Annotated in this window: 15 protein-coding genes and 3 pseudogenes; 10 read left to right on the top strand and 8 right to left on the bottom strand. The window is 74.6% G+C overall.

Features of this window, described 5'->3' with window-relative positions; genetic code table 11:
- The first annotated feature begins 77 nt into the window (after positions 1-77).
- From ABEB06_RS07485 to ABEB06_RS07500, 4 genes and pseudogenes are all read left to right on the top strand, one after another.
- Positions 78-437 (top strand): rhodanese-like domain-containing protein, encoded by a 360-nt coding sequence (locus ABEB06_RS07485; RefSeq protein ID WP_345696013.1) that lies wholly within the window; start codon positions 78-80, stop codon positions 435-437.
- Positions 434-850, top strand: a pseudogene (locus tag ABEB06_RS07490) (TSUP family transporter); the annotation flags it as partial. The gene ABEB06_RS07485 and the pseudogene ABEB06_RS07490, both read left to right, overlap by 4 nt.
- A gap of 306 nt (positions 851-1,156) precedes the next feature.
- Positions 1,157-1,582: pseudogene (locus tag ABEB06_RS07495) on the top strand (TSUP family transporter); the annotation flags it as partial.
- Positions 1,583-1,630: 48 nt separating this feature from the next.
- Positions 1,631-2,194, top strand: coding sequence for a rhodanese-like domain-containing protein (locus ABEB06_RS07500; RefSeq protein ID WP_345696014.1), 564 nt, complete (start codon positions 1,631-1,633; stop codon positions 2,192-2,194).
- Positions 2,195-2,286: 92 nt separating this feature from the next.
- Here the strand turns inward: ABEB06_RS07500 and ABEB06_RS39310 are convergent.
- The 3 genes and pseudogenes from ABEB06_RS39310 to ABEB06_RS07510 form a co-directional block, all read right to left on the bottom strand.
- Positions 2,287-2,472: pseudogene (locus tag ABEB06_RS39310) on the bottom strand (hypothetical protein); the annotation flags it as partial.
- A 23-nt stretch (positions 2,473-2,495) separates the two neighbouring features.
- Positions 2,496-2,705: a hypothetical protein gene (locus tag ABEB06_RS07505; protein ID WP_345696015.1), complete on the bottom strand. Its 210-nt coding sequence runs from the start codon at positions 2,703-2,705 to the stop codon at positions 2,496-2,498.
- A 135-nt stretch (positions 2,706-2,840) separates the two neighbouring features.
- Positions 2,841-3,659: a pentapeptide repeat-containing protein gene (locus ABEB06_RS07510; protein WP_345696016.1), complete on the bottom strand. Its 819-nt coding sequence runs from the start codon at positions 3,657-3,659 to the stop codon at positions 2,841-2,843.
- Positions 3,660-3,792: 133 nt separating this feature from the next.
- On the opposite strand from ABEB06_RS07510, the gene ABEB06_RS07515 reads away from it, so the two are divergent.
- Positions 3,793-4,149: an avidin/streptavidin family protein gene (locus ABEB06_RS07515; RefSeq protein WP_345696017.1), complete on the top strand. Its 357-nt coding sequence runs from the start codon at positions 3,793-3,795 to the stop codon at positions 4,147-4,149.
- Here the strand turns inward: ABEB06_RS07515 and ABEB06_RS07520 are convergent.
- Entirely contained in the window at positions 4,146-5,633 is a 1,488-nt protein-coding gene (locus ABEB06_RS07520; protein ID WP_345696018.1) for an MFS transporter, read from the bottom strand. The two genes, ABEB06_RS07515 and ABEB06_RS07520, sit on opposite strands and share 4 nt — an antisense overlap.
- Before the next feature lie 165 nt (positions 5,634-5,798).
- Between ABEB06_RS07520 and ABEB06_RS07525 the strand changes: the two genes are divergently transcribed.
- Positions 5,799-6,491, top strand: a complete 693-nt coding sequence (locus ABEB06_RS07525; protein WP_345701762.1) for a TetR/AcrR family transcriptional regulator — start codon at positions 5,799-5,801, stop codon at positions 6,489-6,491.
- Between the two features lie 144 nt (positions 6,492-6,635).
- Here the strand turns inward: ABEB06_RS07525 and ABEB06_RS07530 are convergent, their stop codons facing one another.
- Complete coding sequence (locus ABEB06_RS07530; RefSeq protein ID WP_345696019.1) at positions 6,636-7,607, bottom strand: hypothetical protein; 972 nt, start codon at positions 7,605-7,607, stop codon at positions 6,636-6,638.
- A 107-nt stretch (positions 7,608-7,714) separates the two neighbouring features.
- Positions 7,715-10,510 carry a TIM-barrel domain-containing protein gene (locus ABEB06_RS07535; protein ID WP_345696020.1) on the bottom strand — a complete coding sequence of 932 codons (2,796 nt, stop codon included), beginning with the start codon at positions 10,508-10,510 and terminating at the stop codon, positions 7,715-7,717.
- 254 nt (positions 10,511-10,764) lie between these two features.
- Between ABEB06_RS07535 and ABEB06_RS07540 the strand changes: the two genes are divergently transcribed.
- The 3 genes from ABEB06_RS07540 to ABEB06_RS07550 are packed head-to-tail and all read left to right on the top strand — an operon-like array spanning position 10,765 to position 14,212.
- The gene (locus ABEB06_RS07540; RefSeq protein ID WP_425559582.1) at positions 10,765-12,132 is read left to right on the top strand and encodes a glycosyltransferase family 4 protein; all 1,368 of its coding nucleotides are present in this window, start codon (positions 10,765-10,767) and stop codon (positions 12,130-12,132) included.
- Positions 12,129-13,343 carry a glycosyltransferase gene (locus ABEB06_RS07545; RefSeq protein ID WP_345696021.1) on the top strand — a complete coding sequence of 405 codons (1,215 nt, stop codon included), beginning with the start codon at positions 12,129-12,131 and terminating at the stop codon, positions 13,341-13,343. Before ABEB06_RS07540 ends, ABEB06_RS07545 begins: the two co-directional genes overlap by 4 nt.
- The gene (locus ABEB06_RS07550) at positions 13,340-14,212 is read left to right on the top strand and encodes an SGNH/GDSL hydrolase family protein (protein ID WP_345696022.1); all 873 of its coding nucleotides are present in this window, start codon (positions 13,340-13,342) and stop codon (positions 14,210-14,212) included. Before ABEB06_RS07545 ends, ABEB06_RS07550 begins: the two co-directional genes overlap by 4 nt.
- Before the next feature lie 112 nt (positions 14,213-14,324).
- On the opposite strand, the gene ABEB06_RS07555 is transcribed toward ABEB06_RS07550, so the two are convergent.
- Both ABEB06_RS07555 and ABEB06_RS07560 read right to left on the bottom strand, forming a co-directional pair.
- Positions 14,325-15,770, bottom strand: a complete 1,446-nt coding sequence (locus ABEB06_RS07555; RefSeq protein ID WP_345696023.1) for an aminopeptidase — start codon at positions 15,768-15,770, stop codon at positions 14,325-14,327.
- A gap of 190 nt (positions 15,771-15,960) precedes the next feature.
- Positions 15,961-16,503: a GNAT family N-acetyltransferase gene (locus tag ABEB06_RS07560; protein WP_345696024.1), complete on the bottom strand. Its 543-nt coding sequence runs from the start codon at positions 16,501-16,503 to the stop codon at positions 15,961-15,963.
- A gap of 79 nt (positions 16,504-16,582) precedes the next feature.
- On the opposite strand from ABEB06_RS07560, the gene ABEB06_RS07565 reads away from it, so the two are divergent.
- A complete protein-coding gene (locus ABEB06_RS07565) occupies positions 16,583-17,449 on the top strand; it encodes an NAD(P)-dependent oxidoreductase (RefSeq protein ID WP_345696025.1) in 867 nt (288 codons plus the stop codon).
- Positions 17,450-17,483: the final 34 nt, after the last annotated feature.

The following is a 17,483-nucleotide window of genomic DNA, read 5'->3' on the forward strand; positions in this document are numbered from 1 at the left end:
AGCCTCCCCCGGGACACCGGACCACGGGGGATCGACACCCGAACCACCCGGAACCACCCGAACCACCAGGAGCCCCCATGTCCCGGTCCGGTCCCCCGACCGGCCCCGGCGGGATCACCCCCGCCGAGGCCCACCGGCTCGCCCAGGGCGGCCACGCCCTCCTGCTCGACGTCCGCGAACCCGAGGAGTACGCCCGCGAGCACGCCCCCGGCGCCCTGCTGCTGCCCCTCGGACAGCTCACCCCCCGCACCCGGCTCCCGCGACGGCGAACCGTGCTGGCGATCTGCCGCTCCGGCAACCGGTCCCTGGTCGCCGCCGGGCTCCTCGCCGCGCACGGCATCGACGTGCTCGACGTCACCGGCGGCATGCGCGCCTGGCGGCAGGCCGGCCTGCCCACGCACTCCGGCACCGGCTGTCCCTGCGGGCCCGCGACATGACAGCCGTCCTGCTGGCGCTCGCCGCCGGCGCGGTGGTCGGCCTCGCGCTCGGCGGACTGGGCGGCGGCGGCAGCATGCTGGCCGTCCCGGCCCTGATCTACCTGCTCGGCGTCGGACCGGCCACCGCCGCCACCGCCGGCCTGCTGATCGTCGCCGCCACCGCGGCGTCCGGTCTCCTCGCCCACGCCCGTGCCGGCCGCGTCCGCTGGCGCACCGGCGCCCTCTTCACCGCCACCGGACTCCCCGCCGCCGCCCTCGGCGGCACCCTCTCCGGTCACGCCCCCGCCGCCCTGCTCACCGCCGCCTTCGCCGCCCTCGCGGCCCTCGCCGCCTGGCGCATGCTCGCCGCGACCCGCAAACCGGCGACCCGCACCTCGGCGACCCGCACCCCGGCGGCCCGCAACGCGACAGCCCCCGGCACACCGGCGCCCGCACCCCGGCAGCTCCAGCCTGTACCGGCCGGTGCCGCCACCCGCGCAGCGACGTCGGACACCGCGCGCAGCGACGCCCCGCACGCCGCCCCCGGCATCGCCCGGCCGGACCACGCGACGGCCCCCGCCGGGGCCGCCCCGGCGCCGGGCCTCGCCCCGCTCGCCGAGCCGGCCACCGGCACAGCCCCCGCAGCGACGTCGCAGACGGCGCGCACCGACGCCTCCGACACCCCTGCGAACCCCGCCCGACCGACCCGCACGGCGGCGTCCGACACAGCACGACTGGCAGCGGCAGCGGCAGCGGCCGACGTGTCCGAGCCGCGTCCCACCTCCGCCCGTTCCGGCACGCCAGGCCGGGGGCGGACGGCGCTGACCGGCGCCGGGCTCGGCCTGACCACCGGGCTGCTCGGTGTCGGCGGCGGCTTCCTGGCCGTGCCTGCACTGGTCTCCGGCCTGGCGCTCTCCATGGCGGAGGCCACCGGCACCAGCCTGCTGGTGATCGCCGCCAACTCCCTCGCCGCGCTCGTCCCGCGGCTCGGCGCGGCCGGCGACGTGCCGTGGGCGGTGGTCGGCCCGTTCGCGGCGGCCGCCGTACTCGGCGCGTGGGACGGCAAGCGGCTGGCCGCCAAGGTCTCCGGCCGCGCCCTGCAGCGGGTGTTCGCGTCCGCCCTGCTGGCCGTCGCCGCCCTGATGCTCGCCGACGCCGTCCTCTGACCCCTCTCCCAGCCACCGGTACCCCGGTAGCTCCCCGAAAGGCCCCCCGTGTCCTCCTTCCTGACCGTCACCCAGCTGACCGGCGCCACCGTGATCGACGTCCGCACCCCGGCCGAGTACGCGGCCGGTCACATCCCCGGTGCCCTGAACATCCCGCTGGACCGCCTGGAACGTGCGCTCCCGACGCTGCGCGGGGCCGCCGCGCGGCGGCCGATCGCCGTGGTCTGCGCCTCCGGCGCCCGCGCCGCCACCGCCTGCGCGCAACTCGCGGCGGCCGGCGTCGAGGCCCGCTCGGTGGAGGGCGGCACCTCCGCCTGGGCGTCGGCGGGCAAGGCCCTGGCCCGTACGCCGGGTGCCCGCGCCGTGTGGGCGATGGACCGGCAGGTACGCTTCGCGGCCGGTGCGCTGGTGGTGCTCGCGGTCCTCGGCGACCGGGCCGTGCCGGGTCTGCGCCGGCTGGGTGCGGCGGTCGGCGCGGGTCTGGTGTTCTCGGCGGTCAGCAACACGTGTGCGATGGGCGCGGCGCTCTCCCGGCTGCCGTTCAACCGTCCGCGCGGCGATGCCGAGGCGGCGCTGGAGGAGACCCTGGCCGCCCTCCGCACCGCCGCGTGACGTCCCGGTCCGGCGCCGACTCGGAGCTCCTCGGAGCCGAACGGCCGGCGCCGGACCGGGTGCGGCAGCGGCGGCAGGGGCGGCAGCCACCACGGCGTCGCACCGTGCCGGGCGACCAGCCGCGCCTCCGCGAGTTCGGCGTGCAGCCCGGCCGGTACGGCGTCCACCGGCGCCCCCTCCAGCCGGGTGCCGATCGCCGCGAGGCGGCCGGGCTCGGTCCCGCTGCGCCGCGCCGGCGTCCACACCGTGCGCGGCTGGTCGAGCAGCCGGAACAGCACCGGCCGGCTGCGCAACTGTCTTGCTAGCGAACCGCGTTGCAGGTCGCGGCCGGGACGCCGGTGTCCGGCGCCGCGTCGTGGTGGCCGGCCAGCCAGAAGCCGACCAGCAGCCCGCCGACGGCCAGCACCTTGTGCCGGTTCTGCTTCCACCAGGACGGCGAGCCGGCCGCCATGAACCGCAGCTGGGTGTAGTCGGGGTGCTCGCTGGGCGGTGTGTCCTTGAACAGTCCCATCGCAGGTGAACCTCCTGTCCCCATCGGGAAGTTCATGACCATACGCCCCACCGGACTTGATCGCCGCGAATTAGCGCCCCCGTGCGCCGGGTGGCGCGCGAAAGGACACCGCGCGCCCCCTTCACCCCCCGCGGGTCACCAGTGCGCGGGACGCGCCAAGTGGTCCGGGAGGCGGGTGGCGGCGTCACCGCGCGCGGCGTTGAGCTGCGCCTGGGTGAGGAAGAGCGCGCCGGTCAGGTCGGCCCCGCGCAGGTCGGCGTCGCGGAAGTCCGCGCCGACCACGTCGGCCAGCCGCAGGTCGGCGCCGGCGAGGTCGGCCGCGATCAGGTACGCCCCGCGCAGGTTCGCCCCGCGCAGGTCGGCCCCGCGCAGCCGGGCGCCGATCAGGTCGGCGCCGCGGTGGTTGCGCTTCTTGCCGGGCACGGCGGCCCGGGCCAGCTCACTGGCCTTCAGCAGCAGCTCGCTGACCCGCGCCCGGACCTCGCCGACGTCCGCCCGGGCGAGCTCCTCGGCGCTGCCCCCCGCCAGCCGGTCCACCTCGTCCTGGGCGCGGCGCAGCTCACCGTGGACCTTGCGCGCGGCGGCCAGCCCGAGCGCCTCGTCCAGGTACCAGAGCAGCTCGTGCAGCTGCCGGACCACCGGGAACACCTCGAACATCAGCGGGGCGCTCTGCGGCGCCTCCCGCCAGGAGGTGCCGCCGAAGGTCACCTGGGAGACCTTCTGGCCGGCGCCGAAGCAGTCGAAGACCGTGCAGCCGGTGAAGCCCTTCTCCCGCAGCTGCGGGTGGATGCCGCAGCGGAAGTCCTGGCCGAGGTTGCCGCAGGGCTTGCCGGCGTCCTTGTTCACCGCGAAGTCCGCCGAGCGGGCGAACGGCAGCGCCACGCAGCACAGCCCGAAGCAGCTTCCGCAGTCGGACAACAGATCGAGCCGCCTGGCCTCGCGGTTCTCGGACACGGTACGCGCACTCCCTCTCGTGGTCGACGGTCCATTGTCCCCGACCGCGCGCCGCCCCCACGCGGGCGCCCCGAACCGGCACAGTGGTTCCCGGAAACGACACCGAACCCGCACCGAACCCAGGAGGAGACCCGTGGGCATCGCCGGCGACTGGTACAGCGAGCAGGGCTCGCACATGCACCTGGAGACCGACCCGTCCGGAGGCGTCACCGGGACCTACACCTCGGCCCTCGGCCGGGCCGCCGGCACGTACCCGCTGGTCGGCCGGTTCGACCCGCTGCGCGAGGCCGGCCGGGGCACCGCGATCGGCTGGACTGTCGCCTGGCGCAACGAGGACGCCGACGCCGGCTCGGTCACCTCCTGGAGCGGCGAGTACCGGGCCGGCGACCAGGAGCGGATCACCGCCGGCTGGCTGCTCACCCGCTCCGCGGACGCCCCCGACAGCTGGGAGTCCACCATGGTCGGCCAGGACACCTTCACCCGCCGCTAATCGGCCTCGGCCGGGTGCTCGTCCGTGCTGCGGGAGTCGGTCAGGGTGAGCGCGCCGCCGGCCGTGACCAGTCCGACGACCACCGCGAGCACGGCGTAGGTGATCCGCTCCCCGTGGAAGAACGAGGTCACCAGGCCGCCGTCCCAGGTGCCGGCGGGCAGCCGGGTGGTGACCAGGACGGCGATCAGGGTGCCGACCACGGCCGTGCCGACGCTGCTGCCGACCTCCTGCGCGGTGTCGTTGAGGGCGGTGCCGATCGAGGTGCGGTTGCTCGGCACCGCCTCGACCAGGGCGATCGCGCAGATCGTCATGACGGTGCGCAGCCCGATGGTCATCACGACCATGCAGAGCGCGATCGCGAGGTACCCGTGCGAGACGCCCCAGGCGAGGCCGGCCAGCGCGCCGGACAGGCAGGCCGCGCCGACCAGGCAGGCGACCCGGTGGCCGAAGCGCTTCGCGAGCCCTTCGGAGAGCGGTGTCGCGGCGAGCATGGTGACGATGATCGGGAGGTTCGCCAGTCCGGCCCGGACCGGGCTCCAGCCGTAGGCGTACTGGAAGTGCAGGATCAGGCCGAACATCACGGCGGCCATCGCGATGGCCGTGCCGATCTGCGCGATCGCGGCGCCGCGGACCGTGCCGTCGGAGAAGAACCCCAGGTCCAGCATGGGCGAGGGGGTGCGCCGCTCGTGCCACACGAAGGCGGTGCCCGCGGCGAGGGCACCGAGCACCGAGGCCACCGTGGGGACGGAGAGCCAGCCGTGGTCGACCCCGCTGGTGAGCGAGTAGCAGGCGAGGCCGATGGCGGCGACGCTCAGCACGGCGCCCGGCAGGTCGAGCCGGTCGCGGGTGAGGTCCTCGGGCCGGTCGGGCGACACGCCGAGGCGCACGCCGATCGCCGCGATCAGCGCGACCGGGGCGTTGACCAGCAGCAGCCACTGCCAGCTCACGTGGGCCAGGGCGGTGCCGCCCAGCAGCGGGCCGAGGACGAAGCCGGACATGCCGACGACGATCATCACGGTCATCGCCCGCATCCGCAGCGCCTGGTCGTCGAAGAGGCGGAAGACCAGCGAGTTGGTGATGGGCGCCATCGCCGCGGCGGCGATGCCGAGTCCGGCCCGCAGGGCGATCAACTGCCCGGCGCCGGTGACCGCGACGACGCACAGGCTCAGCAGCCCGAACAGGGCGAGGCCGATCAGCAGCACGCGCCGGCGGCCGAACCGGTCGGCGATCGATCCGGCGGTCAGCAGCAGGCCGCCGAAGGTCAGCGAGTACGCGCCGGTGACCCACTGCAGCGCGGTGGTGCCGCCGCCGAGGTCCCGGCCGATGGTGGGGAGCGCGATCGACAGCAGCGTGTTGTCGACCATCTCGACGAAGAAGGCCAGGCAGAGCGCGGCCAGCGGGATCCATGCCGCGCGGAGCGACGGGTAGGTGCGCGGTGCCGCGGGTGCGGCGGCAGTGGCGGTGACGGTACCGGTGCCGGTCATGGCGGCCTCCTCTCGGGGCGGGAGCACAGCGGATTATCGAACTGTGTTCTACACTAGAACCAGGTTCGATAATTCTGCAAATGTGATTGGATGTTGGGCATGACACGTCCGCGTTCGCGCCCCGCCGACCGTCCGTCCCGGGAACGCCGGCGCGCCTCGCACTCCATGGAGACCGTCCTCACCGCCGCCGTGGCCCTGCTGGACGAGTCGGGCGAACCCGCCCTCACCCTCCGGGCCCTCGCGAGCCGGCTCGGCACCGGCGTCGGCAGCATCTACTGGTACGTGTCGAGCCGGGACGACCTGCTCGACCGCGCCGTCGACCACGTCCTCGGCGGCGTGCTGACCGAGATCGAACGCCGGACCGGCGACGGCGACGGCGACCCGGTCGACAACCTGCGGACGATGGCCGCCACCCTGTTCGACGCGGTCGTGGACCGCCCCTGGCTCGGCTCGCGCTTCATGCGCAACATCGACGCCCCGGGCAACTCCCTGCGGATCTACGAGGTCCTGGGGCAGCAGCTCCTCCGGCTCCCGCTCACCCCGCTGCAGCGCTTCCACGCCGTGACGGCCATCGCCGGCGTCCTCGTCAGCAGCGCCGTCGGCCTCGGCCAGGAGGAGCCCCCCGAGGCCGTGCTCGACGGCATGGTCGAGCGGGACGAGTACCTCGGCCGCTACGCCGACACCTGGCGCACCCTCGACGCCGCGGAGTACCCCTTCCTTCACGACATCGTCGACGAGTTCGACGGCCACGACGACAAGCAGCAGTTCCTCGCCGCCCTCGACCTCACCCTGACCGGCCTGCGCCACCTCACCGGAGCCCCGCCCGGCCCCGGCCGCGGCTCCGACTCGGCTTCCTGACGCCCCGGCCGGCGCCGCCCGGCCTCAGACCGCCCTGAGCGCGCGCCACTCCCTGGTGCCCAGGTCGGCGGGGGTGCCGTCGAGGACGTGGGCGGTGCGGGCGGCCGGGCCCTGCTGTCCGGCGATCCGCCGTCATTCCTCCGGCTACTCCTTCGGCGCCTCCTCCGGCTCCTTCGGCTCCCGCTTCGGGTCCTTCTTCGACTTCGGCTTCGACTTCGACCAGCGGTGGACGACCCGCCGCAGCTCCCACGCGATGCCGACGGCCGCCGCGATCACCAGTGCCGTGCCCCACCGGCTGCCGACCAGGTCGATCCCCGCCGTGATCACCGCCAGGAAGGCGATCGCCGGCAGGATCGCCGCGATCAGCGTCCGGGTCGCCAGCGCCACCGCGCCGGGCCGCCAGTACGCCTTCCCCCGTCCCTGCCCGCGCGTCTCGGGGTGCCCGTAATAGGCTTGCGCCCGGTGCCCCATCGACTGGGTGGCCTGCAGGGTGAAGTACCCCATCGCGGGGATCCACACCATCGGCAGCACGAACCCGATCAGCAGCAGGATGCCGATCCCCAGCCACCCGAAGGCCCGCCGCACCCGGCCCTTGCCGGGGTCGTCCACCCCGAGCAGCCCCAGCAGGTAGGCCATCCGCCGCAGCAGTCCCATCGACACCTTGGGCTGCTCGCCCTCCGCTTCCTCCGGGTCCTCCTCCGGCAGGGTGATGCCGACCAGGCCGGCCCGGGCCGCGTCCTCGTCGGGGTAGACGCCCTGCAGCACCAGCAGCTCCGCGGCCCGCGCCTCGTCCTCCGGGTCGGCCCCGGAGAGCGCGGCCAGCTCCAGCACCATCCGCAACTGCGCGAGCAGCGAGGCGCAGAACGCCACCGGGACCAGCAGGATGAACGGCCCGCCGATCATCGAGCCCTCGGCGACGGTGACCCGGATGCCCCGCTTCATCACCTCGGCGACGTCCCGGTCCTCGGCCTCGGCCTTCGCCAGCGGACCCTCCGCCCGGACGGCGAGCAGCGCGAGGTACTCCGGGAGGTGCTTGGGGTCGTGCGCCGCGGCCCGCAGGGCCAGGCCGGCGTTCCGCCAGCGCCCCTCCCGCTCCGCCACCTCAGCTGCTGCCATGTCCCCAACCTAGCCACCGCGGGCGCTCTCGCCACACGACGGCGCCGGGGTCCGGCCGCCCGTGACACGGGCGGCCGGACCCCGGCGGCACCATCTCGGTGCACCGGCTACGGCGTGGGCCGCCCGGTCGCGGTGATCTCCGCGACGCTGGTCCACGGCCCGCGGTTGCCGGCCTCGGTCAGCGCCCGCAGCCGCAGGTAACGCCCGCTCTTGGCGGTGAACGCGACCTTCTTCGCCGCGGCGGTATCCGCGAAGGTGCCGGTGGCGACCGGTGTCCCCCAGCTCGTGGTGGAGTCGGAGACGTACACCTCGTACTGGCCGATCCGACCGTTCACACCGCCGTCCTGCCGGGGCAGGTAGGTCATGCTGTCGACGTCGTAGCGCGCGCCGAGGTCGATCTGGATCTCGTGCGGCAGCGCGGCGGCGCCGTTGTACCACTTGGTGTGCCAGATGGTGCCGCTGTTGCCGTCGAAGGCGTTGGCGGCGGCGCCGTTCTCGCCCACGGTCTCCTGGCTGTCGGCGTAGACCAGCTTCCAGGCGCTCTGCGCGATCGGGCCGCTCGTCTGCGGGATCGCGGTGCCGGCCGGCACGGTGACCCCGTTCAGGGTGACCGTGAACGCGCCGGACTGGCTGCCGGCCTTCACCCACACCACGCCGCCGCGGTCGGCCGCGTCGAAGTACCAGCCGGTGCTCGCCGCGTCGTACGCCGCCTTGCCGCTCAGCGCGGGCAGCGTGCTGCCGCCGACCCGCACCGCGCTCGGCGCGGCGGCGCTGTGCACGCTGAACTCGTAGCCGCGCGCGGCCGGCTTGCCGGTGTAGCTGCCGGTGCTGGCGCCGACCGACACCACCACGTCGCCGCTGCCGGCGGCCGGCGCGGTGACGTCCACCTGCTGCCGGGCGGACGAGCCGGTCTGGTAGGCCCGGGTGAGGCCGTCGTCCTCGTACAGGCTGAACGAGGAGTTGCCGCGCGCGTACACGTCGTACGTCAGCGTGGAGACCGGCTTCTCACCGGTGTAGTTCATCTGCGGCCACATCGGCACGATCGCACCGGCCTTGACGAACAGCGGCAGGGTGTCGAGCGGCGCCGCGTACCCGTTCAGCCAGCCCGGACCGGCGTAGACCTTGCCGGTCCAGTAGTCGGTCCAGTTGCCGGCCGGCAGGTAGATGCCGTCCTTCACCGCCGTGTCGCTGACCACCGGCGCGACCAGGAAGGAGTCGCCGGCCATGAACTGACCGCTGGTCTGGTTGCCGCGCGCCACCGGGTCGTTCGGGTACTCCAGCACCATCGCCCGGGTGGCGGGCACGCCGGTGTCGGTGGCGGTCTTGCTCATGGTGTACATGTACGGCATCAGCCGCATCTTCAGCTGCAGGTACTTGCGGTTGATCGACAGGTACGGGTCCGCGAACCGCCACGGCTCCTTGTCGCTGTAACCCGTCGAGGGGTTGGTCGGACCCCACCCGGACATCGTCATGAACGCCGGGGTGAAGGCCTTCCACTGCAGGTCGCGGACGTAGGTCTGCGGACTGCCTCCGAAGATGCCGTCGATGTCGCCGGAGGCGTAGTTGAGGCCCGACAGGCCCGCACCCGCGATCGACGGCACGTGCCAGCGCATCGCGTCCCACGTCCCGCTGGTGTCACCGGTCCACACCACGGCGTTGCGCTGGGTGCCGGCCCAGCCGTCCACGGTCCAGACGAAGCGGCGCGCGTCCGAGTTGTTCTCGATGCCGTTCACGGCCTGCTGGACGCCGGTGAAGGCGGTCTTGTAGCCGCCACCGATCCACGCCACGTCGGTCTTCACCGCGCGCGAACCGGCGCTCCCCACCTCCCAGTTGATGCTCGACAGGCCGGTCGAGGTCCACAGGCCGGTGTTGAAGCCCTTCGTCTTCAGCCCGCTCACCGCGCTCGGCAGGTCGGTGTACCCGCAGCCGTAGCCGTCGTTGGGCAGGAACCAGCCGGACGGCATGTCCGCGTTGCGGGCGTCCGTCGCGTAGCCGACCACGTCCGGCGTGGTCTGGTGGCGCAGCCGGTTGTGGTCGCCCTGATAGGTCGGGTTGGAGGCGTTGAAGCAGTCCGCGTTGCCCAACTCCAGCCCCCAGATGGGGGCGAGGAACGGCTTTCCACTGACGTCGGTGTAGCCGTTCAGCACGTCCTTGAGCGAGTTCCCGGCGAAGTACCAGGCGTCGAAGCGGCTCTCGTTGTGCGTCAGCGCCGTGGGGGCACCGAAGTTGTACGAGCCGGCGGCCCAGGTGTTGCGCATCACGCCGTAGCCGTTGGTGGACATGTAGAAGGGCGCCGGGCTGGCGTTGGTGCCCTCGGTCCACTGGTTGGAGACGGCGACCGGCACGGTCTTGTCGCGCAGCGCCCACTCGCCGAGGTGCAGGCCGGTGCCGTAGAACTGCTCGTCCGCGCCGCGCGCCAGGTACTGGGTGGTCTGCTGGTTGGTCCAACTGGTGGGCTGGGACTCGGCCCAGACCAGGGTGGTGTCGTCGGCCCGGTAGAGCGCGAAGGTCAGCGGCGCCTTGTTGATCCGCAGGCTGATCGCGGAGGTGCCGATCCGCCAGTACGCGCCGGCGTCGGTCAGGGTGGCGCCGACGGTGCCGAACGAGGTCTTGACCGCCAGGTCGGAGCCGGCCGGGTCGTTGGTGAAGGTGCCGTCCGGCGAGAGCCAGATCCGGAAGATGTCGGCCCGGGCCATGGTGATCCGGGCGGTGGGCTTGCCGGTGGTGGTGACCGTGAAGGTGTCGCCGGAGCGGGTGACGCCAGAGACGTTTCCGGCCGTGGTGGCGCCGGCGGTCGGGACCGGGCCGAGGACGGCGAAGACGGCCGCCACCAGCAGGACGGCCAGACTCGTGGCGGTGTGGCGGAAACCGGGGCTGCCGGGTCGCGGCAGGACGGATCGCATGCGGGGGTTCCTCCTCGGAGGGCTGCGGATTCCGATGGGCAGTCAGCTTGAGCGGTACACATCGCACCAGCGCGCGATCCTGCCGTCAAGTGCTCGATCAAGCACACTTTCGAGCACTTTCGCGCAGAACGAGCAGCCCTCGTGCGCGAATCGCCGGGCCACCCCAGACCCGTGTGCGAAATGGCTGGCAGACGTTCGCCTGCGCGAAAGGTCCCCTTGGCTGGCCGCACGCCCGCTGCGGCAACAACGTTGGCATGCGAGTCGCCATCGTCACCGAATCCTTCCCGCCCGAGGTCAACGGCGTGGCCCACAGCGTGCTGCGGGCCGCCGAACACCTCGTCCGCCGGGGTCACCAGCCGCTGGTGATCACCCCGGCCCCGGCCCGTGGCGCCCACTGCCCGCCGCACTCCTTCGGGCCCCACGAGACCCCGCTGCCCGTGGTGCGGATCCCCTCCGTACCGATGCCCCGCTACCCGCAGGTGCGGATCGCCCTGCCCAGCCGCACGCTGGCCGCCGCGATCACCGAGCACCGGCCGGACATCGTCCACCTCGCCAGCCCGTTCGTCCTCGGCGCCCGGGCCGCACGGATCACCGAGCGCCTCGGCCTGCCCACCGTCGCCGTCTACCAGACCGACCTCGCGGGCTACGCCCAGGCGTACCGGTTCGGCAGCGGCGTCGGCTCCGCCCTCGCCTGGCAGCGGATCCGCTCGGTGCACCGCTCCGCCGCCCGCACCCTCGCCCCCTCCACCCCCGCCGCACAGGACCTCACCGCGCACGGCGTCCCCGACGTCCGGCTGTGGGCCCGCGGCGTCGACTCCGCCCGCTTCCACCCCTCCGGCCGCGACGAGGCCCTGCGCCGCAGCCTCGCCCCCGGCGGCGAGGTCCTGGTCGGCTACGTCGGCCGGCTCGCCCCCGAGAAGCGCGTCGACCTGCTCGCCGAGGCCTCCCGCCTCCCCGGCGTCCGGGTCGTCGTGATCGGCGACGGCCCGAGCGGCCCCGCGCTGCGCTCCGCGATGCCCGGCGCGCTCTTCCTCGGCCGCCGCACCGGCGAGGAACTCGCCCGGCTGTACGCCTCGCTGGACGTCTTCGTGCACACCGGCCCGCTGGAGACCTTCTGCCAGACCATCCAGGAGGCGATGGCCAGCGGCCTGCCCGTGGTCGCCCCCGCCGTCGGCGGCCCGCTCGACCTGGTCGGCCACCACCGCACCGGCCTGCTGGTCGCACCCCGCGACGGAGCCGCCGTCGCCCACGCCGTCGCCGCCCTCGCCGCCGACCCCGAGCTGCGCGCCGAGTACGGCGCCGCCGGCCGCGCCGACGTCACCGACCGCACCTGGGAGGCCGTCGGCGACCAGCTGATCCAGCACTACCACGACGTCCTCGCCGCAGCCGGCGCCCCCGTGGCCACCGCCTGCGTCCCCGCGATCCCCGCCCCGCGCACCGCCGGGTCCGCCGCCTCCCCCGCACCGCTCGCCGACACCGCCCCCGCTGCCGTCCCCGCCGCCGTTCCCTCGCCCGCCTCGCCGGCCATTCCTCCCTCTCGCACCGCCTCCTCCCTTCCCTCCGACCCCATCCCCGCCCCCGTCTCGGCCCTCCCCCCGCTCGCCGAGGAGCAGCCGGCGTGAGCAGACCGCTGCGCATCGTCCGGGTGGCGAACTTCGTCACCCCGGTCTCGGGCGGCCTCCGCACCGCCCTGCGCCACCTCGGCGCCGGCTACCTGGCCGCCGGCCACCAGCCGACCCTGATCGTCCCCGGCCCCGAGCACCGCGACGAGTGGACCGAACAGGGCCGGGTGATCACCCTGCCCGGCCGCCGCGTCCCGGCGAGCGGCGGCTACCGGGTGCTCACCGACCGCCGCCGGGTCGCCCGCGTCCTCGCCGACCTGCTGCCCGACCGGCTGGAGGTCTCCGACCGCACCACCCTGCGCTGGACCGGGCACTGGGCCCGGGAGCGGGGCGTCCGCGCGATGATGGTCTCCCACGAGTCCGCGACCGGCGTCCTGGGCGCCAACGGCCTGCCCCCGCTGCTCGCCCGCCGGATCGCCGACCGCCTCAACACCCGCACGGCCGCCGCGTACGACACCGTGCTGTGCACCACCGACTGGGCCGCCGAGGAGTTCCGCCGGATCGCCGCGACCAACCTGGTGCACGCCCCGCTCGGCGTCGACCTGGACGTGATGCACCCCGACCGGTACGACCCGGAGCTGCGCGCCCGCCTCGCCGAACCGGGCCAGGTGCTCCTGGTCATGTGCTCCCGCCTCTCCGGCGAGAAGAAGCCCGAACGCGCCCTGGAGGCGCTCGCCGAACTGCGCCGCCGCTACCGGATCCCGGCCGTCCTCGCCGTCGCCGGCACCGGCCCGCTGCGCCGCCGCCTGGAGCACCGGGCCCGGCAACTGCGGCTCCCGGTAAGGTTCCTGGGCCACCTCGCCGACCGGTCCGAGGTCGCCGCGCTGCTGGCCACCGCGGACGCGGTGATCGCGCCCGGGCCGGTGGAGACCTTCGGCCTGGCCGCGCTGGAGACCCTGGCCTGCGGCACCCCGGTGGCGGTCAGCCGCTCCTCCGCCCTGCCGCAGGTGATCGGCGACGGCGGCCTGGCCGCGTCCGACGACGGGCCCGGATTCGCCCGCGCGGTACGGGAGTTGCTGAAGCGGCCGGAGAGCGGTCGGCGCACCGCCGCCCGGGCCCGTGCCGAGACGTTCGGCTGGGCGGCGGCCACCGCCGCCTTCCTCGCCGCGCACGACGCCCCGCCTCGCCTCACCACCGTGCCCGCACCCGCACCCGGAGCCACCGCGCCCCGCCCCGCCATTCCCGCCCCCGCCGCCGGGGAGCAGCGATGACGGCGGTCCGCTTCGCGGCCCTCGGCGACTCGCTCACCGAGGGGATCGGCGACCCGGTCCCCTCGGGCTGGCGCGGCTGGGCGACCATGCTCGCCCCGGCGCTCTCCCCCGGGCCGGTGGAGTTCCGCAACCTCGCCACCAGCGGCGCGCTCAGCCGCGACCTGCTGGTCGGCCAGGTCCCCGCCGCGCTCGCCCTGCGCCCGGACGTCGCCGCCGTGCTGATCGGCGGCAACGACACCCTGCGCGCCTCCTTCGACCTCGACCTGACGGCCCGCCACCTCGACGCCGCGCTCTCCTCGCTCACCGCCGCCGGGGCCGTGGTGCTGACCGGGTGCCTGCCCGACCCGGGGCGGCTGCTCGGCCTGCCCGCGCTGCTCTCCCGGCCGCTGGCCCGCCGGATGCGCGCCGTCAACGCCGTGGTGCACGAGCTCTCCACCCGCCACGGGGCGATCCACCTGCACCTCGCCGACCTCCCCTGGCACCGCGAGCGCGCCCTGCTCAGCGTGGACCGCCTGCATCCCAGTGCCACCGGCCACCGGCTGATCGCCGCCGAGTTCCACGCCCTGCTCGCCGCCGCCGGCCACCCGGTCGGTCCGCCGGTCGGCCCGGTCACCACCACCGCGCCGGGCGCGGCCGCCGACCTGTGGTGGATGGCCACCCGGGGCACCCGCTGGGTCGCCGCCCGCTCCACCGACCTGCTGCCCGGCCTGCTCGCCCTCGCCGCCGGCGAGGCCCGTCACCTGCTGCGGGGCACCGCCGCCCGCCTCGACGCCGCCGCCGACCGGCGCACCGCGGCCGCCCTCGGCCGCCTGCCGCGCCCGGCGCGAGCCGCTTCCGACCGGCCCGACACCCCGGTCGCCTCGGCCTGAGGGCCGGGCGGGGCCGGGCCGGGGCCGGGGCCGGGGCCCCCGGACCGTCGTCGCCGACGGACCCGGAAGACCCCGCTCCTCGCACCGGCGACGCGGGCGCCGGCCCCGCGGACTACGGCCGGAGCTGCGGCTCTCGCCTCAGGTCGACCTGGTCGAGCACGGCGTCCGGCGCGGCGAGCGGCTGTGCCGTCGGCGTCGCGCCACCCGTGAGGGAGGGCACGGAGGCGGGGGCGACCCCGGCCCACTGCTGGATCCTCGCGGTGGCCAGCGCCCGCTCGCCGTCGACGAGTCCGGCGACCCTCGCCCCGTGGTTGGCGCCCGGCGCGATCATCACGTAGCTGTCGTGCGCCCCGCGGCCGAGGCGGAACGGCTCGGCGCCCCACGGGTCGTTCTGCCCGTAGACGAACAGCATCCGGTCCGCGTTGTTCCGCACCCAGGTGTCCACGTCCCGCATGGCCGCGGGCTGGAAGGTCATCGGGATGTCGCGGGGCACGAAGCTGCGCGGCGGCTGGTAGCCGTAGCGGCTCAGGCCGGCCAGGTGCGGCTGCTCGATGTCGGGCGAACCGAGCTGCGTGCCCGCCTGGTAGTAGTACGGCGTGAAGGCCTCCACGCCCTGGTCGGTGTAGGCGGAGAACCCGGAGATCGCGTCGACCGTGTCCCAGATCTCCTGGTCGCTCGCGGTGGCGGCGGCGGGGATCGTCGCGCAGTCGGCGAGCAGGCTGTACTGCCAGAAGGCCCACACGTAGTCGAGCACGACGGCTTCGTAGGCCTTGTCGAGGCTGCCGACGGTGCCGAAGGTCCAGCCGTTCTCGGCGGCGGCCGCCGCGTACTTCGCCTCCAGCGGCTCGCGGCGCACGAGCGCCTCGCGCTGCACGGCGTTCAGGCGGTCGCGGCACTCCTTGGTGCCGACGGTGGCGAAGAACCGGTCGTAGGCCGAGTCCTCCTTGTTCACGACGTCGTTGGGTGCCACGTAGGCGACGACGCCGTCCATGTCACGCGGGAAGAAGCGCTCGTAGTACGTCGCGGTCATGCCGCCCTTGCTGCCGCCGGTGGCGAGCCAGTTCTTGCCGTAGATCCGCTTCAGGGCCGTGAAGAGACGGTGCTGGTCGGCCGCGGCCTGCCAGATCGTCAGGTCGTCCCAGTGGGCCGGATCGGGCCGCGAGGGCGTGAAGAAGCGGTACTCCAGCGACACCTGGTTGCCGTCGACGATCGTCGTCGGCTCACTGCGCCGGGGGCTGGTGTTGACGTTGTAGCCGGAGGTGTAGAACACCGTCGGACGCGACACGTCCTTGTGTAGCAGGGTCAGGCGCTGCTGGAAGGTGCCCCTCCACGGCTGCCGGTGGTCGACCGGCTGCTCGAAATTCAGTACGAAGAAGCGGTAACCGGGGTACGGCTTCTCCTCGACCAGGCTCATCCCGGGAATGCCGAGGATCCGGTCCTTGATGTCCACCGCGGCGGCCGACTGCGCGGCGGTGGCCGCTTGTGCCGTGGAGCCGGCCGCGCCCACGGTGCCGATCAGCACCACGAGCGACAGCAGCCATCCGAGCGTCCTGCGCATGCACCCTCCTCTGGGTCCACTTCGGTCGCGGCGAACCTAACGGGGTCAACGTGCCGCTGAACAGCCCCGGTTGGACCGGGTCCGGGCCTCGGACCCGGCCGGGGTCACCCGATCCGGCACCACACCCGTTCTGACGTGCACACGACCTATAATTCCGCCGACGGCGAACATCCTGAGTTCCGACGGGCCGTCACCAGACGTCCCCGTCCCGCCAGTCGTACACCGTCAGCGCCCCGCCCGCAGTGTCCAGCGCCACCGCTCCCGGCCGGACCAGGATCCAGCCGTCCTCCTCCTCGGTCCGCACCACCCCGCCGGGGGTGAGCGCCGAGGTCGGCCCGGTCCACGGCAGCCAGCCGCGCTGCCGGTAGAACGGCATCCCGTCCTCGCTCGCCCCGAGCGCGCCCAGGTCGTACGCCGCGTCGATCACCCGCTCGGCCTCGGCCATCAGCACTCCCGCGTACCCGCGCCGCCGCCGGTCCGCCCGCACTCCCAGGCCCTCGACGTAACCGGCCCGCAGCACCCGGCCGTCGTACCCGAGGTGCCGCTGCACCAGCGCGGCGTGGCCGACCAGTTCCCCGCCCTCCCGGCCGAGCACGTGCAGCCCGCCGAGGCAGTGGTCCCAGTCCTCGGGCGTCAGCCCGCCCTCGAAGACGTCCTCCATCAGGCGCCGCGCCTCGGCCCGCTCGCCGGGCGTCAGGTCGGCGGTGTGCACGGTCCTCACCACAAGACTCATGCCGTCCATCCTCGCCCCTCGCGCCCGACGCCGTAGGCTGATCGGTGCCCGTACCATTTCCACCACCGGGAGCGTCACCGTGCACGTCGGATTCGTCGGCCTCGGCGCCATGGGCCGCGGCATGGCCCGTCAGTTGCTGTCCGCCGGCCACACCCTGACCGTCTGGAACCGCTCGCCCGAGCCCGTCGAGGCCCTGGTCGCGGACGGCGCCGGGCGGGCCGACTCCCCCGCGGACGCCTTCGCCTGCGACGCCGTGGTCTCGATGCTCGCCGACGACCGGGCCGTGGCGGACCTGCTGCTCCACGACGAGCTGCTCGCCGCCGCGACGGCCGCGGTCCACGTCAACATGGCGACCGTCTCCCCCGACCTGGCCCGCCGCGCCGCCGAGCTCCACGCCCGGCACGGGGTCGGCTACCTCGCCGCGCCCGTCCTCGGCCGCAGCGACGTCGCCGCCGCCGGCCGGCTCAACATCCTCGCGGCGGGCTCCACTTCGGACCTCGACCTGGCCGCCCCGCTGTTCGAGGCCATGGGGCAGCGCACCTGGCACCTCGGAGACCGCCCGGAGGCCGCGAACGTCGCCAAGATCTGCACCAACTTCATGCTGACCTCCGCCATCGAGGCCTTCTCCGAGGCCACCGCCCTCGCCGAGGCCAACGGCATCCCCGCCACCGACCTGCTCGACGTGGTCACCAACACCGTCTTCCCCGGCCCGGTCTACTCCGGCTACGGCGCCCTGATCGCCGAACGGCGGTACGAGCCGGCAGGTTTCCGGCTCGCCCTCGGCCTCAAGGACGTCACCCTCGCGCTCGACACGGCCACCGCCTCCGACGTCGCCCTCCCCTTCGCCGAGGTCCTCCGCGAGTCCCTCCGGCACGCGATCGCCGACGGCCGCGCCGACCACGACCTGGCCGCCCTCGCCGAGACGGCCCGCGCCCGCAAGGCCTGACCCGAACGGCCGGATCCAGCCCCCGCGCGACAGG

The sequence above is a fragment of the Kitasatospora terrestris genome (assembly GCF_039542905.1).
Classification (GTDB): domain Bacteria; phylum Actinomycetota; class Actinomycetes; order Streptomycetales; family Streptomycetaceae; genus Kitasatospora; species Kitasatospora terrestris.